The following is a 15,967-nucleotide window of genomic DNA, read 5'->3' on the forward strand; positions in this document are numbered from 1 at the left end:
AGAGAGAGTTCAAAGGGAGTCATTATGTTTCGCTTGATTGGTCGACCAGGGCGCGATTTGTGTGATCACGGAATGCTTCCCTCGCGCCGGGATGTTCTGCGCGTTGGAGCGAGTGGGATGCTGGGAATTTCTCTCCCATCGTTGCTGCGGCTGCAGCACGTTCAAGGGAGCGAAGGAGGAGGGGGAGCGGGTTGGAATAAAGCCAAACGCATCATCATGGTTTATCTCCAAGGTGGTCCTAGCCACATCGACCTTTGGGATCCGAAAGAAAATGTTCCGGACAAAGTGCGGAGTGTGTTCAAGCCGATCTCCACGAAGATTCCCGGGGTGCAATACACAGAGAATCTTCCGCGTTTGAGTCAGGTGAATGATAAGTTCACCATGATCCGTTCGATGAGCTATACGCCCAACGGGTTGTTTAATCACACGGCTGCGATCTATCAGATGATGACGGGGTACACGACCGACAAGGTGAGTCCGTCCGGGCAGCTAGAGCCTCCCTCTCCGAAAGACTTTCCTAATTTCGGATCGAACATCATCCGGCTTCGACCTGCGGATGAGCCCATGTTGCCGTTCGTCATGCTCCCGCGTCCTCTGCAAGAATCCAATGTGGTCGGCAAAGGTGGGGCGGCTGGCTTTCTCGGCAAAGCCTTCGATCCCTACACGCTTTATCCTGAGGGGGATGACATGGACCTCAGCAAGATGGAACGCATCAATGTCAGCGATTTGCAATTGCGTCCCGAGGTCTTCGCCGTCCGGCTAAAGCGACGTGCACAACTAAGGGATTTGATCAATGCCCAAATGCCAACGATCAATGCTGCGGTTGAGAATCAGCAGCTCGATGAGTACTTTGACCAAGCGCTTTCGCTCGTCGTTTCTGGTAAGGCTCGCGAAGCGTTCGATCTGTCGCAGGAGTCCGAAATGCTTCGCGAGGCATACGGTCGCAATACATTTGGTCAAAGCTGTTTGCTTGCGCGTCGGCTGATCGAAGCGGGGACTCGCGTGGTAGAGGTTATTTGGCCGAAGGTGGCCAATAGCGACAACCATTCTTGGGATCATCACGTGGATCTCTCCAAGCGGATGAAGAATCAGTCAGCCCCGATGCTCGATGCCGGGTTATCCACCCTCATCGAGGATTTGGATCAGCGAGGATTGTTGGAGGACACCTTGGTCGTCGCCGTCGGCGAGTTCGGGCGTTCTCCAGAACGAGGCGTCAGCACGAGTGGTAACGGTAACTCCGACGATGGTCGTGATCACTGGCCGTACTGTTACACGTCGGTCTTGGCAGGAGCGGGAATCAAACGGGGATACGTCCATGGAGCGAGCGATAAGACCGCGAGTTCCCCGGTCGACAAACCGGTCCATCCCGCCCAATTGTTGGCGACGATTTATCATGCCTTTGGAATCAATCCTGAGACCATTGTTTACAACCATCTCAACCAGCCTCGCGAGCTGGTAAAAGCTCAGGCAGTAACGGAACTCTTCAGCTAGTTCGTCGAAGCTCCAGACCTGAGAAGGATTCTATGCTACGATTACACCGTCGAGCGTCATAACTCGGCTTGTATCGTTACGAGTCTCGCGTCGCGATTGCGGCGCGGTACGTTGGAAAAAGGAATCGCAGGGGTGACGACCAAACGGAAGATTGTTCAACTGGCAATGGTTCAGATGAGCTGTTCCACAGCACAGCCGCAAAACAAGGCGCAACCGGAAAACATAGCGAAAGCGGTTCAGTGCATCGAGCGGGCGGCGGAACGCGGAGCGAATATTGTTTGTCTGCAGGAGTTGTTCAACGCGCCTTATCCGTGCCAGAGCGAGGATCATGACCGCTTCGAATGGGCCGAGTCGATACCTGGACCAACAAGCGCTGCGATGCAGGATGCGGCGAAAAGGTTAGGCGTCGTCGTTACGGGTTCTATCTTCGAACGACGCGCGCACGGCCTCTATCACAACACGGCCTTGGTTTACGATACCGATGGATCCCTCAAGGGGTTCTATCGGAAGATGCACATTCCGGACGACCCACTTTATTACGAGAAGTTTTACTTTACCCCTGGCGATACGGGGTTCACGGTCGCCGATACCCACTTTGGAAGAATTGGCGTAGGGGTCTGTTGGGATCAGTGGTATCCAGAAGCAGCGCGACTCTTTGCTTTGCGCGGGGCCGAGATTCTTTTGTATCCCACTGCCATCGGATGGTTGGAATCTGACAAGGCTGAGTATGGCAAGAGCCAGCATGAGTCTTGGGAGACGATGATGCGGTCGCATGCGATTGCGAACGGAGTCTTTGTCGGGGCCGCCAATCGAGTCGGTCGCGAGGATGCACTAGAGTTTTGGGGTGGTTCGTTCGTGTACGATCCCGCGGGGGTTCTTCTGCATCGCGCTGCGCACGATCGTGAAGAGATCGTCGTCGTCGAATGCGATTTGCAACGGATTGATCAGCAGCGGACGCATTGGCCTTTCCTTCGAGACCGACGCATCGATGCATATGGTGATTTGACAAAGCGCTTTATCGATGGAACAGGAGCGGGCGCATGACAACTCGCTACGCCAGCGAGTCTGGTTTTCGATGGGTCGCGGAATGGGAACCCCACGAGGCGACATGGATTTCCTGGCCACATAATGAAGAGACTTGGCCGGGCCTTTTCGATTTGATTCCTCCGGTCACCGAGCGGATGATCCGGATCCTGGCTGAGGTAGAGCATGTCCACGTACTGGGTGGACCCGATGAAAGCTATCAGCGAGCCACCCATCAGCTTGCAGACTGCCAGAATGTGACGGTGCACCCTATTGCAACGAACGATTGTTGGATACGCGACTACGGACCCACTTTTGTCGTCAAGTCAGAGGGTAGTCAGCTCGGTGCCATACTTTGGCGCTTCAACGCTTGGGGGAACAAATACCATCCGCACGATTGGGATGCAGCTGCCAACAATGCCGTCTGCGATGCATGGGAGACGGCGGGTTCTACTCCGATCGCCCGTTTTCCATCGCAGCTCGTTTGCGAAGGGGGAGGATTGGAAACCGATGGCGAAGGAACGTTGCTCACCACGAGCAGTTGTCTTCTCTCTTACGCGCGCAATCCAGATTGGGAACGAAGTCGAATCGAGAGCGAACTCAAGCGAATGTTGGCGATTGAAAAAGTGCTCTGGATCGATGGTGGGGCGCTAGCCGGCGATGACACCGACAGCCATATCGATCAGCTCGTCCGATTCGTACGGCCAGGGGTCGTGGTAGCTGCTGTTTCTTATAGCTTTGAAGACAGCAACGCAGAGAAATTGGCCAAGCAATATGAGTTGCTCAAGCAAGTCACGGATGCTCGAGGGCGTTCGTTAGAAATCATCCCTTTGGTAACCCCACCTCCCAGGTATGTGCAGGGAAAACGCGTGCCTGAAAGCTACTGCAATTTTTATATCGCGAACGAGCTCGTGATCGTACCCGTTTTTGGGTATCGCGAGACCGATGACGCGGCGCTTCGGGTTTTAAGTGAATTGTTCCCGGATCGCACGATTGTGCCCTTGGATGCGTCCAATTTCATTTGGGGGCTGGGAGCTTTTCACTGCGCGACCCAGCAGCAGCCGCGCGTAGCAAATTAAGCACGAACCAAGATGGAATCGAAATTGGAATCTCATGGAATGCCGGCCAGTGACACTCAATCTTTTCGCGACCAAGCCACGCCGCGTAGCAATCGAATCGTAACCTTGTTTCGGGTGATAGGGATATTGGAGGGAGTTTCTTATCTGTTGCTACTGTTTGTAGCGATGCCAGTGAAATACGGATGGAAGGAGCCCATTCTCGTGGAGATCTTCGGCGCAGCCCATGGTTTTTTATTCGTCGCCTATGTGTTCTTGGCTGCATTGGCTATATGGCTGAAGAAGTGGCCAGCGTGGGTATTTCTTCAAGCCTTTCTCGCGTCGCTGGTTCCATTCGGAACATTTTGGATGGATCGCCGAATCGCGACGAGAATGTCACTTGATTCCAAAAGCACGTCGTAGATCGTCGATGACGGCGGGAGGCATGGCGCAAACCGTTCCAATGGAGCGAGCGTTGATGATCGCTTCAGCGGTCGATTCAAAGACTTCCAGGCGATCGAATGCGTCGAGAATCGATGTTCCCATCACCACCACACCGTCGTTTTCGACGATACCGGCCGGGTTATTGGGCTGGATGAAGTCACCGATGGTTTTCGGCGTGAGATTCGCTCGGAGTTCGTCGACATATTGTGCACCGTATGGAATGCGTGGGACTTCCCGAAGAAACAGGTAGCTTTCAGGGATGGTGCGAGCATCGAGCGGGGAATCTGTGATACTGAAGGCCGTTGCGTTGACGGGGTGTGCGAAGACGATCGACCGAATGCTGGGATAGCGGATGTAGAGATCGCGATGAAGCTCGGAAGCGCGACTGGGTGTTTTCCCCTCCTCGTGAGCACCCTTTTCTACCAGCACAAGATCTTCGACGTGCAAGAGTTCTCGATCGCGCTGCGAAGGGGTGATGAGAAACGAATCATTGCCCAGCCGAGCGGAGTAGCTTCCTTCCGTGCTGATCAAGAGACGTTGACGGCAGCCGCGTTTGAGGAAATCGATGAGTTGCTTGCGACATTCGAGTTCCAAGTGGCATGGGGGGCCTGGAATCATTGTTCGGGTCGAGACACGTCGGGAATGGGCGATGGCGAGTTCTTCCTCGTCGAGGTAGCGAATGTTTCCCAGATGTTGTGCTTTGATCAATGTCTTCGATGCAAACTCCAAAGCCTCAAAACGTTGGAAAGCATGGGAAAGAGACGTGCCGCCGACGACGACCCCGTGGTTTTCCAGCACCACGCTATCGCACCCCATCCGGAATTGTTCGGCGATATTCGCGCCTAATTCCCGGCTACCGGGGAGCGCGTAAGGGGCGAAGCCGACTTTGCCACCCATGAAGTAGGCTTGATGGAAGATACGCGTGTTAGGAACCATGCGGCAGATGCTGAAGGCGACCAATGCGACAGGGTGGGCGTGAACGATCGCTCGGATATCCGGACGGACACGGTAGATGGCTTCGTGGAATGGGAATTCCGAGGAGGGAGGGTGCGGTCCTTCCACACGGTTTTCGGGATCGACTCGAACAATATCGGACCGCGAGAGGCTTCCTTTGTCGACGCGCGCCGGCGTGATCCAGGTGCTCCCATCCGTCTCTCGAATCGAAAGGTTCCCACCGGAAGTGGTCGTCATGCGATAGCGATAGATCCGTTCCATCGCCTGCATGATTTCATCTCGGGGATGGATGCAATTCCGCGTCAATTCCGACATGGTCGTATCGCCTGGGAGGGATCGCCGCGAGCAAATTATTTTTCGCACTGCAGCTTGTCAAAAAGAGGCAGCTCGCTACACTTCGAAGACGAAGCGAAGAATGACGCCAAACGGAAAATTGTAACCGCCATGGATTTACCCGCTAGCCAAGAAGACTATCCCATCCGACCGGTGGACCAGTTGGTATTGGATTTGCTACGCCGCGAGGAGGGGCTTTCCATTCAGGATTTGATGGAGCGTCTTGAAGTGACGGCGACGGCCATTCGACAGAGGGTTGATCGGCTGGAGAACACCGGATACATCGAGCGACGCAAAATCGTTCTCGGGCGGGGTCGTCCTTCCTACTCCTATTACTTGACCGACAAAGGATGGCGGCAGGCCGGGGTTTCCTATCGCGATTTGGCGATCGCTTTGTGGAGCATGATTCAATCGCTGGATTCTTCGGAGAGCAAATCGAAGCTCGTCCATGGTGTCGCGGATCGGCTAGGCGAGATGTATCGCACCGAGTTCCCAGATGCGAGTTTGGGGATGGCGGACGTCAGTCTGGAGGACCGGATGCGGATTTTGGCGGGATTGCTGAGCGACCGCAAGGTTCCCAGTTGTCTCGCGACAGGACCGGCAGACCTACCCATACTTGAGGTGCATGCCTGTCCTTATCCCGATTTGGTGAGCGAGCCTCACGATCGTTCGGCATGTCATCTGGAGGAGATGGCTTTAAGCACCGCGTTAGGGCACCCCGTCGAGCTTTCGAAATGTCGGCTGGACGGACATGGTTGTTGTCAATTCACGCCGCGAGCGGTTCCCGGTCCTGAGGCGGGTGTGACGGCGGCAGCGATCGCATCCAGCCCCGGCTAGTCCATCACTTGTTACTAAAAACAAACAATACATCCCTGTTCTATCCCTCGATCTTTCACAACACGAAATGTCCCATACTCTCAAAATTGAAAATCTGCACGTCTCTGTTGAAGGCAAGGAGATCCTCCGCGGAGTGAATTTGACGATTCACTTTGGAGAAACCCATGCGTTGATGGGTCCCAACGGTTCGGGCAAGAGTACGTTGGGATTGGCGATCTCGGGGCATCCGAACTACGAGATCACTTCGGGATCGATCTTGCTCGATGGCGAGGAAATCACCGAATGGGAAGCCGACGCGCGAGCTCGCGCCGGGATCTTCATGGCGTTTCAAAGACCGATTGCCATCCCTGGAGTAAAGACGGCGGATTTCCTTCGGCATGCGACGACGAATGTTCGCCGACCGGACCGCAAAGAGGGTCAAGATTTGATTCCGATGCGTGAGTTTCGCAAGGAATTGAAGTCCAAGATGGAGCAGCTCAAGATCGATGCCGAGTTCGCGCGTCGTTACGTCAACGATGGTTTCTCGGGTGGAGAAATGAAGCGTTCCGAAATTTTGACGATGGCCATGTTATCTCCCAAGTTCGCGATTCTGGATGAGACCGATAGTGGATTGGACGCCGATGCAGTTCGATTGGCCAGTGCATCGATCGCTGAGATCGGTAAAGACAAGATGGGGCTATTGATCATCACCCACCACGACAAGCTCTTAGAGCACAACCCACCTCAATTCACCCACGTCATGCTGGGGGGGCGAATTGTAGAAACAGGCGGATCGGAGTTGGCGAGGGAGCTTCACGATCACGGGTACGAGCGGATTCGAAAGACCTACCCGGATGCCGAAGCAGCGAACCAAGAAATGTTGGCTAAAGAAGAGCCCGTTACCGCCTAAATCGAACTCGTTAATCACTTACCTTAGAAGCGCAAATCCATGTCAACAGACATCGTCACTAGCACGGAAGAGTTCGGCGAAATCAACAAATATGATTTCCGAACGGACAGCAAAGCGGTCTTCAAGGCTCGTAAAGGGCTCGATGTAGAGATCGTCAATCAAATCTCGGAGATGAAGAATGAGCCGGAGTGGATGCGGCAGTTTCGTCTAAAGTCGCTTGAAATTTTCCATTCCAAACCCATGCCCACATGGGGTGGGGCGATCGATGTCAACTTCCAGGACATCTTTTATTACTTGAAGCCGACCGACAAACAGGGTCGTACTTGGGATGAAGTCCCTCAAGAGATCAAAGACACATTCGATAAGCTTGGTATCCCCGAAGCGGAACGAAAGTTCTTGTCAGGGGTGAAAGCCCAGTTTGAGAGCGAAGTGGTGTATGGATCTCTCAAGGAAGACTTGCAGAATCAAGGGGTCATTTTCACCGATACCGATTCGGCGATCAAAGAGTACCCGGACTTGCTCCGCGAGTATTTCGGCACGATCATTCCTCCGACGGACAACAAGTTCGCGGCTTTGAACTCGGCCGTTTGGTCGGGTGGCTCGTTCATTTATGTTCCAAAGGGAGTGAAGATCGAGTTTCCTCTCCAAGCCTATTTCCGCATCAACGCGGAAAACATGGGGCAGTTTGAAAGGACATTGATCATTGTCGACGAAGGTGCCAGCGTGCACTATGTCGAAGGTTGCACGGCCCCGATGTATTCCTCGGAATCGCTCCACTCCGCGGTTGTTGAGATCATTTGCAAACGCGGTAGCCGTTGCCGGTACACCACAATCCAAAATTGGGCCAACAACATCTACAACTTGGTGACCAAGCGAGCTGTTGCCTATGGCGATGCAACCATGGAATGGGTTGACGGTAATCTCGGTAGCAAACTCACGATGAAGTACCCAGCCGTTTACATGATGGAGCCGGGTGCTCGTGGTGAAATCCTGTCGATCGCGTTTGCGTCCAATGGTCAGCATCAGGATGCTGGCGCCAAGCTGGTGCATGCAGCGCCGCACACCACGGGGCAGATTATCAGCAAATCGATTTCGAAGAACGGCGGGCGAAGCAGTTATCGGGGGCTGGTTCGTGTCGAGCGCGACGCGAAGAAGTCGAAGTGCAACGTCGTGTGCGATGCGTTGATTCTCGACGCCAAGAGTCGTAGCGACACCTACCCGTACATCGAGATACTCGATCAAGACGTAAGCGTTGGGCATGAAGCGAGCGTCTCCCGCATCGGTGAAGAGCAGATGTTCTATTTGATGAGCCGAGGCTTGAGCGAAGCGGAAGCGAGCACGATGATTGTCAACGGCTTTATCGAACCGCTGGTAAAGGAATTGCCGATGGAATACGCGGTCGAGATGAACCGACTGATTCAATTGCAAATGGAAGGATCGGTGGGCTAGCTATGAATGCAGCATTGATCGCAAATGAGTCTCTGGGGAAATTCTCGCGGGAAGGCTTTGACGAGTTCGTCGCGAGGCGGATCGACCCGGTGTGGTTGACAGAAAAGAGACGGAGCGTCTGGGAGTCCTTTGACGCAATGGATTGGCCGAATCCTCGAGATGAGAATTGGATGCGCTCCGATTTACGTGGGTTCAAGCTGGATAAATACGCGCCCGTTGATGAAACACGGGCCATCGAACCAACCGCTGCCCCGGTGCGACTACGTGACGGAGTGGATGTTGGGGGCGATATTTCCAGTGTCAACGGATTGGTCATATCGGAATCGCTCGATCCAGATTTGGCTGCGAAAGGGGTTGTATTCTGTTCCCTTTCCAAGGCGTGCCGAGAGTACGCAGAGGTGGTGAAGAAGCACCTTCATAGCTTGATCGATACCACGTCGGATCGCTTCGCAGCCTTGGAAGCCGCGATGTGGAGCGATGGTGCGTTCCTCTATGTTCCCAGGAATGTGGTGGTGGATAAGCCGCTACATTTGCATTCCGCGATGCTTGAGGGCGGAATCGATTTGGCCCATACCCTCGTGGTGCTCGATGAAGGTGCGCAAGCGACGGTTTTGACCGAATGCAGCAGCGAAACCGAGCAAGGTTCGGGGTTCCATTGCGGTGGAGTGGAGTTAATCCTCGGAGCTCGGTCCAATTTGCGTTTTGTGAGCTTGCAGGATTGGGGCCAAAAAGTTTGGGCGTTCGCGCATCAGAAGGCGAGCGTTGGGCAGGATGCAACAATCCAATGGACGGTGGCAGCCATGGGAAGCCGATTTGCGCAGGTGGATCAGCAAGTAGAGATGGTTGCCCCGGGAGCTAGCAGCTTCGTGAATGGAGTCATGTTCACACGCGACCGTCAGCACTTGACTTACAACACGATCCAGAGGCACTGCTCGCAGCATTGCACTAGCGACTTCCTTTATAAGTCGGTTCTCCAAGATCGCTCTCGTACGGTATGGCGAGGGATGATCAAAGTGGATGAAGGCGCCGACAAAACAGACGGCTATCAGCGCAATGACAATTTGATGCTGAGCGACCATGCTCGGGCGGATTCCATTCCCGGTCTGGAGATCAAGGCGGATGATGTTCGATGTACGCACGGCAGCACGAGCGGGCGGGTTGACGAAGAGTTGATTTTCTACGCCCAAACGCGTGGCTTCACGCGTCGCGAGGCGGTATTGATGATTGTCACCGGGTTCTTTCAGCAGATCTTTGATCGAATCACGATCGAGTCGGTACGGGAGGCGCTCGGGGCCGCCATCGCCCGGCAAGTGCGTCAGGTCGATTAGCGCGTGTTGTGCACTGATCAGCACGCTATTCACTAAAACTCAACACCAACCCTCTCCCAGCCAAAGTGTATCATTCCGTTTGCGATCTCTCTGAGTTGAAACCCAATGTTCCAGCGACATTCGAAGTCGACGATCGGTTTGTGCTAGTTACTTTCATCGATGGCGAGGTGTACTGCATCGATGATGTTTGTACGCACGACGGCGGTACGCTCGGGGAAGGGGAAGTGGACGGGAACTGCATCGCATGCCCTCGCCATGGAGCGAAGTTCGATCTTCGCTCTGGGGACGCATTGTGCATGCCCGCCACCGAGCCGACATGCTCGCATGATGTGAAGGTGGAATCTGGCAAAGTCTTCGTTCAATTGCGAGATTAAGGGCCTTAGGGGCCTCGTGCGGGTGCCGAATCCCGTTCTCGCACAGGAGTTCCGCGAGCGCAACCCGCATGCGGCAAGCGATCGGCACACATTTCGAATTTATCTATTTGGCAAACAACGACAGCGATTGGGAGATAAGCAAAGTGATTACGGAAGACCATGTTCGCGAGCAGCTCAAACAAGTCATCGACCCAGAGCTTTTCGTCAATATCGTCGATTTGGGGCTGATCTATGTGGTGGATATTCAGCCCGCGGACGAGGGGAAGTTCAACGTCAATGTTGAAATGACCATGACCAGCCCCATGTGTCCGGCTGGCCCTCAATTGGTTGCCAACAGCCGTCAAGTTGTGGAGGCGATTGAAGGAGTCGCGGCCGTCGACATCAAGGTGGTCATGGATCCACCCTGGACGCCCGATCGCATGACAGAAGACGCTCGCGATCAGCTCGGAATATTCTAAGTCTTCCATTCGCGGAACGGCACCTATTCTAAAGTTGAAACAATTGGAATCATGATGGATTCGTTAGAGGACTTGGTCGAGGAATTCCGGGATCTCGAGACTCCAGAAGAGCGAATCCAATACTTGATCGAACTTGGGAGCTCGCTGCCGGACTTGTCCAGCGAGTATTGCACGGAAGAGTATCGCGTCGTCGGCTGCCAGAGCATGGTCTGGTTCGTGCCCCACTGGGATGGGACCGAGTTCACCTTCGAGGCATCCAGCGACGCCCCAATGGTACGGGGATTGGCCGCGATTCTTGTTTCTGCTTTCAGCGGAAAGACACCCCAAGCGATTCTCGAGTTCCCCATCGAGACCATCTTTGAAGACCTCCACTTGAAGTCCTTCCTTTCACCGCTTCGAAGCAATGGATTGAATTCCATGATCAAGCGGGTGCGGGAGTTCGCATTGGAGAAGCTGGTGGAGGGTACCCCTCAACTACCCACTACCACCCCTGCATCGAGACGAGCGGACGAAACGAAGCCGGCGATCACCGAACAAATTGATGCAATTCGCGAGGACTTCCCTATTCTCGCCCAAAAGAGCAATTCCGGGGTGGCCATCGCGTACTTGGACAACGCCGCGTCGTCACAGCGACCTGTGCAAGTCATCGAAGCGATTTCCAGCGTGTTCCGAGAGCATTACTCCAATGTTCATCGCTCGGGTCATGAGTGGGCTGGAACTACCACCGAGAAGATGGAGGCGTCGCGGGAAGCCGTTCGTCGCTACATCGATGCTCCCTCCGCCGACGAGGTTATCTTTACGTCGGGGACTACCGCTTCGATCAACTGTGTTGCCCAGAGTTGGGGGCGATCTCGATTGTCCGAGGGGGATGAGATTCTCCTCTCGGAGATGGAGCATCATGCAAACATCGTTCCTTGGCAGCAACTAGCCTCGCAGTGCGGTGTAAGACTCCGTTGGATCCCTATCGACGATGACTTTCAAATCGACATGGACGCTTACAAAGCGTTGCTCTCTCCCAAAGTGAAATTGGTATCGATAACGGCCGTTTCCAATGTGTTGGGGACTGTCAATCCGGTGCAACAGGTTGTTCGGGAAGCAAAGCAATTCGGTGCGAAGGTACTGATCGACGCCGCGCAGGCCGTACCTCATGGTCCTTTGTCCGTTCAGGATTGGGATGCAGATTGGGTCGTCTTCAGCGGCCACAAGATGCTTGCAAGCTCGGGAGTGGGAGTGCTTTGGGGCCGTAGGGAGATCCTGGAGGCCATGCCCGCTTGGCAGGGCGGGGGGAATATGATCAAGCTTGTTACGAAAGAGGGATTCACCGAAGCCGGTCTGCCACACAGATTCGAGGCTGGCACGCCTGCGATTGCCGAGATCGTATCGTTTCAACCTGCGATTGAGTTTTTGGAGAAGCTTGGTGGGTCCGCATTGCGGGATCACGAGCGAGTTTTGGCGGACAGGGCGATCGAAGGTCTTCGAGAGATTCCTGGGGTTTCGATTTATTCGCCCAAGCTCGGGGAGCGAGCGGGGATTGTTTCGTTCAATCTAGCAGAGGTTCACGGCGATTCTGTCGCTCGTTTTTTGGACTCGCGCGGGATTGCTGTTCGGGTAGGACATCACTGTGCAATGCCTCTTCATCATCGGCTTGGAATCTCCGTCAGTTGCCGGGCCAGTTTCTACCTTTACAACACGATTGAGGAAGTGGACAGGCTGGTAGCTGCTGTGCACGATGCAGCTTCACTCTTTCGCTAATTCCGACTTTCTTTATTCGATCCGCATTGCATCGGATCGTTAGGTCAGGTGTAGAATGATCGCTGCAAAGGGGATCGCCGGGGCCTGCGCCTGAAACGTGCGTCGGTCCCAGCCACCACTCGATTTTCGCTTGGAATTCCCATCGTGAGCACCGAAGGTCCTTCTACGACAAGTGAGACAGACGTCTCGACCTCCCAACCCGATGCGTCCCAACCCGATGCGAGAGCTGACGAGCGTGGAACGACAGGAAAACCGAAGGGTTCTATCCTTCAGGACCGTTCCTTTTGGGGGCTGGCCATCACGCAGTTTCTAGGGGCGTTCAACGACAATCTCTACAAGCAGCTCATTCTCTTGATCGCGATTCCCGCGGCGGGTGCAGCTGTGGGGGAAGACATGCAGGGGTATGCCACTGCCTTATTCAGTCTACCGTTCGTCTTGTTTAGTGGTTTTGCCGGGTACCTTGCCGACCGTTTCAGCAAAAGCAAGATTATCGTGCTTTGCAAGCTGGCCGAGATCGTCATCACCTTGCTCGCAGTCGTAGCCTTTCTTTGGTATTCCAGCCTTGGAGATATTGGAACTTGGACCGTCCTCTTTTGGATGGGAGTTCACAGCACCCTTTTTGGTCCCAGCAAATATGGCATATTGCCGGAGCTCTTTCGAGACGACGAGTTGCCGAGGGCAAACGGCTTGATCCTGATGTCCACTTTTCTGGCCATCATTCTTGGAGTTGTCGCTGCAGGTGGGTTAAAGGATGTGCTGGTCGTCGTTCGTCCAGACAAGAGTTTGGATTTTAGTAATTTGTGGATCGGTTCACTGGTCTGCACTGGCGTCGCGGTAATTGGAACCGCAACCTCTTTTCTCATTCGTTCGACTCCACCGGCCCAGCAAGCTGCCAAGCTTTCCGCGAAGGACTTTGGCATTAGCAAGGAAATGAGAGAACTGTTAACGAAGGATCGGCCACTCCTGCTTTCCATCCTCGTTTCGAGCATGTTCTATGTGATCGCCGGAGTCGTGATGCCCACGGTCAATATTCTCGGTAAGAATCAATTGAAAGTGGCGCTGGACTTGAACACCAGCATCCTAACGGGAGGGTTGGCTATCGGCATCATTCTTGGTGCGGTAAGTGCCAACCTGGTGATGCGAGGTCTGAGGCCGCGGTCTCAAGTCTTCCTCGGGACCGTCGGCATGCTTGTATCGCTTATCGCTATTGGGGCATGGCAACCAGGGGGCCAACACCTTCTTGGATATTGGGGCGCGTTGCTTGGATTGATCGCGACGGGGATGTTCGCGGCCGTGTTCATCATTCCCATCCAAGTCTTTATGCAGAAGCGCCCCCCCTCTGTCTTGAAGGGGAGGATGATCGGCACGATGAATCTGGCGAACTTCATCGGGGTGCTTATCGCAGGACCGCTCTATCAAATTTTCCTTGCGATCACCACGGCGATTGGCTGGCCCGTCTCCTCCATTTTCTGGATGCTTGCGATCCTGCTCCTGCCGATCGTGTGGTGGTATCGACTACCAGCAGAAGCGTAGGATGCGCCTAACGACCGAGCCTGTAAATTCGTTTCGCATTCTCTCCCCAAATCTTTTCACGATCCTGCGGCGGGAGCCGGTCCAGCCAACGCGAGACAATCTCGATCCAGCGTTCGTAGCTGCACGCAAGCCGAATTACAGGCCAATCGGAACCAAACAGAATGCGTTCGGGCCCAAAAGCTTGTAAGACTATCTCCCAATAAGGCTCGAGATCGGACAGCTTCCAGTTCGCATGATCTGCCTCGGTCACCATCCCAGAAAGTTTGATGGATGTATTCGCGTAATGAGAGATTTCCGTCATCTTCTCGCTCCAGCCTCGGATACTCTTTTCCTTGATTCTCGGTTTGGCGATGTGATCGATAACGAAAGGCTGATCAGGAAAGGCCTTCACGAGGGCGATTGCATCGTCAAGCTGGTGTTCAAAAATAAGAATGTTATAGACCAAGCCATGTTTTCGAAGCTTCGAAATCCCTCGTCGAAACGGTTCGCGAGCCATGAATTCGGGATCGGTCTCCCCCTGCACCACATGGCGCACCCCCACTGCCTTGGGCAGCGCCCCAAATGCAGCAGCCTGTTCCTCCACCTGTTCGCTTCGAAGATCGATCCAGCCAACGACTCCCTGAATCCAGTCATGCTGCGAGGCGAGTTTACACAGGTACTCGTTTTCGACGAGCGATTGTCGGGCTTGAACTGCGACACAACCATCCAAGTTGGCTGACAGGAGCAATGGCTTTAAGTCGCCAGGGCCAAAGTCGCGATGAATGCTCGAGCCCTGCGGAATCCAATCGTACTGCGCAAGGTCGTAATTCCAGAAATGTTGGTGCGAGTCAATTCTCATGACGTGCGAACTCCAACGACTAGTAGGAGATTTGCCCAAGTCGCTTGATCGGCCGTCTGGATGGTAAGCACATGATCATCCGACATGACCGAGTCGTAGAATTCCCATTTCATAATCGGCTCGAGATCCCTTTTGAATGCAAGCTCCTTCATGATTGACCGATACTCGCCCCACACGACCGGATCCGTTTTTAGCGCGTACTCATCCGAAGGATCGATTCCCATGGTATGGATATGGTCGATCGGCAGAATCTCAAGCAGCGGACGCAGAACCTGCGCAACGGTCGGAACGCCTGGGGTCAATTGCAATGACACCAGTTCTGCATTCGGACCTTTCTTCGACGAAGCAGGGTAATTTCCGTCCGCGATGAGAATTTTCGCGTGGTGGCCAGCGCGAGAAATGGCTTGGAGGATTTGAGGGTGAAGGAGCGACGTCTTGAGCATGCGAGAGGCCTGCGATCAAAGTGAGCAAAAGTTGGAAATGAACTAGGGAACCTACTTATACCATGGGACTGCAAGCTGTTTTAGGCCGGCAAGATCTCGCGGTGAAAACTCACCTTGCGAAATAAGGCCGACTAATCGCCAAATTTGCAATACTGAGCTAGTTACCCTTGCAAGATTTCCTTAGACTGAAATTTCGATCTCCAACGCGAGTTTCAATCGGCAACTCGAAAATTTGGCTTGGCATGAATCTGTCTCTGCGAATCCTAACGCTCCTCACCTTTGCTGCGCATGCAGTATTGGGGTGCTGTTTGTCGCATGGAAGCTGCATGCGAGATCCAGTGCACTCGCATGTCGAGGATTGCTGCGATCATGCGCATACCTCTGAGCAAGGGCATGACGAAGCCGAAACCGATCCCAAAGCAAATTTGGATTCCGTTTCCACTCCCGACTTAGCGGTGAGCTCTGCTGACGTTGGGTGCTTGAGCGATAAAGACGGCCACTCGAGTCCTTGCAATGACTCCCATTGTGTATTCGACGTTTCGGTTCGTACGGTCGCATTGCTTGATTGGAAAGCGACATCCGACGAGTGTTGGCTTGAACCGATGCTGGACTTCAGGATGGTTTCTGTCTCCACGATATCGCAGCGAACAGTAGAGGGAGGAGGGCCGCCCAAGCCGCTCTCCTGTCGTGCTTCCTTGCAAGTTTGGCTCATCTAGCCGAAAGCCTTTGGCGACTGTCGCATCTTGAATGCGTTCATCGGTCGCCT

General features: G+C 54.1%; 16 protein-coding genes. 13 read left to right on the top strand and 3 right to left on the bottom strand.

The genetic code is table 11. The annotated features are described in order from the left end of the window. Positions 1 to 24: 24 nt before the first annotated feature. The 4 genes from SH467x_RS19820 (at position 25) to SH467x_RS19835 (ending at position 3,992) form a co-directional block, all read left to right on the top strand. Positions 25 to 1,491: a DUF1501 domain-containing protein gene (locus SH467x_RS19820; protein WP_482368820.1), complete on the top strand. Its 1,467-nt coding sequence runs from the start codon at positions 25 to 27 to the stop codon at positions 1,489 to 1,491. 132 nt (positions 1,492 to 1,623) lie between these two features. Continuing rightward, positions 1,624 to 2,535: a carbon-nitrogen hydrolase gene (locus tag SH467x_RS19825; protein WP_482368821.1), complete on the top strand. Its 912-nt coding sequence runs from the start codon at positions 1,624 to 1,626 to the stop codon at positions 2,533 to 2,535. Further along, a complete protein-coding gene (locus tag SH467x_RS19830) occupies positions 2,532 to 3,593 on the top strand; it encodes an agmatine deiminase family protein (RefSeq protein ID WP_482368822.1) in 1,062 nt (353 codons plus the stop codon). Before SH467x_RS19825 ends, SH467x_RS19830 begins: the two co-directional genes overlap by 4 nt. Positions 3,594 to 3,605: 12 nt before the next feature. After that, entirely contained in the window at positions 3,606 to 3,992 is a 387-nt protein-coding gene (locus tag SH467x_RS19835) for a DUF3817 domain-containing protein (RefSeq protein ID WP_482368823.1), read from the top strand. On the opposite strand, the gene SH467x_RS19840 is transcribed toward SH467x_RS19835, so the two are convergent. Next, complete coding sequence (locus tag SH467x_RS19840) at positions 3,966 to 5,282, bottom strand: class II aldolase/adducin family protein (RefSeq protein ID WP_482368824.1); 1,317 nt, start codon at positions 5,280 to 5,282, stop codon at positions 3,966 to 3,968. The two genes, SH467x_RS19835 and SH467x_RS19840, sit on opposite strands and share 27 nt — an antisense overlap. 129 nt (positions 5,283 to 5,411) lie before the next feature. Between SH467x_RS19840 and SH467x_RS19845 the strand changes: the two genes are divergently transcribed. The 8 genes from SH467x_RS19845 to SH467x_RS19880 all read left to right on the top strand — a co-directional run bounded on the left by SH467x_RS19845 (position 5,412) and on the right by SH467x_RS19880 (position 13,920). Beyond that, a complete protein-coding gene (locus tag SH467x_RS19845; RefSeq protein WP_482368825.1) occupies positions 5,412 to 6,137 on the top strand; it encodes a helix-turn-helix transcriptional regulator in 726 nt (241 codons plus the stop codon). 67 nt (positions 6,138 to 6,204) lie between these two features. Beyond that, positions 6,205 to 7,026, top strand: a complete 822-nt coding sequence (gene sufC / locus SH467x_RS19850; RefSeq protein ID WP_482368826.1) for a Fe-S cluster assembly ATPase SufC — start codon at positions 6,205 to 6,207, stop codon at positions 7,024 to 7,026. A 39-nt stretch (positions 7,027 to 7,065) separates the two neighbouring features. Next, on the top strand, positions 7,066 to 8,475 hold the full coding sequence (gene sufB, locus SH467x_RS19855) for a Fe-S cluster assembly protein SufB (protein ID WP_482368827.1): 1,410 nt from the start codon (positions 7,066 to 7,068) through the stop codon (positions 8,473 to 8,475). A 2-nt stretch (positions 8,476 to 8,477) separates the two neighbouring features. Further along, entirely contained in the window at positions 8,478 to 9,803 is a 1,326-nt protein-coding gene (gene sufD, locus SH467x_RS19860) for a Fe-S cluster assembly protein SufD (protein WP_482368828.1), read from the top strand. A 65-nt stretch (positions 9,804 to 9,868) separates the two neighbouring features. Next, positions 9,869 to 10,177: a non-heme iron oxygenase ferredoxin subunit gene (locus SH467x_RS19865; protein ID WP_482368829.1), complete on the top strand. Its 309-nt coding sequence runs from the start codon at positions 9,869 to 9,871 to the stop codon at positions 10,175 to 10,177. 68 nt (positions 10,178 to 10,245) lie between these two features. After that, positions 10,246 to 10,635 (top strand): metal-sulfur cluster assembly factor, encoded by a 390-nt coding sequence (locus tag SH467x_RS19870; RefSeq protein ID WP_482368830.1) that lies wholly within the window; start codon positions 10,246 to 10,248, stop codon positions 10,633 to 10,635. Positions 10,636 to 10,686: 51 nt separating this feature from the next. Further along, the gene (locus SH467x_RS19875; RefSeq protein WP_482368831.1) at positions 10,687 to 12,387 is read left to right on the top strand and encodes a SufS family cysteine desulfurase; all 1,701 of its coding nucleotides are present in this window, start codon (positions 10,687 to 10,689) and stop codon (positions 12,385 to 12,387) included. Between the two features lie 144 nt (positions 12,388 to 12,531). Then, entirely contained in the window at positions 12,532 to 13,920 is a 1,389-nt protein-coding gene (locus SH467x_RS19880; RefSeq protein WP_482368832.1) for an MFS transporter, read from the top strand. A 7-nt stretch (positions 13,921 to 13,927) separates the two neighbouring features. On the opposite strand, the gene SH467x_RS19885 is transcribed toward SH467x_RS19880, so the two are convergent. Both SH467x_RS19885 and SH467x_RS19890 read right to left on the bottom strand, forming a co-directional pair. Further along, positions 13,928 to 14,758: an amidohydrolase family protein gene (locus SH467x_RS19885; protein ID WP_482368833.1), complete on the bottom strand. Its 831-nt coding sequence runs from the start codon at positions 14,756 to 14,758 to the stop codon at positions 13,928 to 13,930. Then, positions 14,755 to 15,201, bottom strand: a complete 447-nt coding sequence (locus SH467x_RS19890) for an RbsD/FucU family protein (RefSeq protein WP_482368834.1) — start codon at positions 15,199 to 15,201, stop codon at positions 14,755 to 14,757. Before SH467x_RS19890 ends, SH467x_RS19885 begins: the two co-directional genes overlap by 4 nt. Before the next feature lie 326 nt (positions 15,202 to 15,527). On the opposite strand from SH467x_RS19890, the gene SH467x_RS19895 reads away from it, so the two are divergent. Continuing rightward, positions 15,528 to 15,917, top strand: coding sequence for a hypothetical protein (locus tag SH467x_RS19895; RefSeq protein ID WP_482368835.1), 390 nt, complete (start codon positions 15,528 to 15,530; stop codon positions 15,915 to 15,917). Positions 15,918 to 15,967: the final 50 nt, after the last annotated feature.

The sequence above is a fragment of the Brakhagea slesvicensis genome, assembly GCF_052161625.1.
Lineage (GTDB): Bacteria > Planctomycetota > Planctomycetia > Pirellulales > Pirellulaceae > JBKCUI01.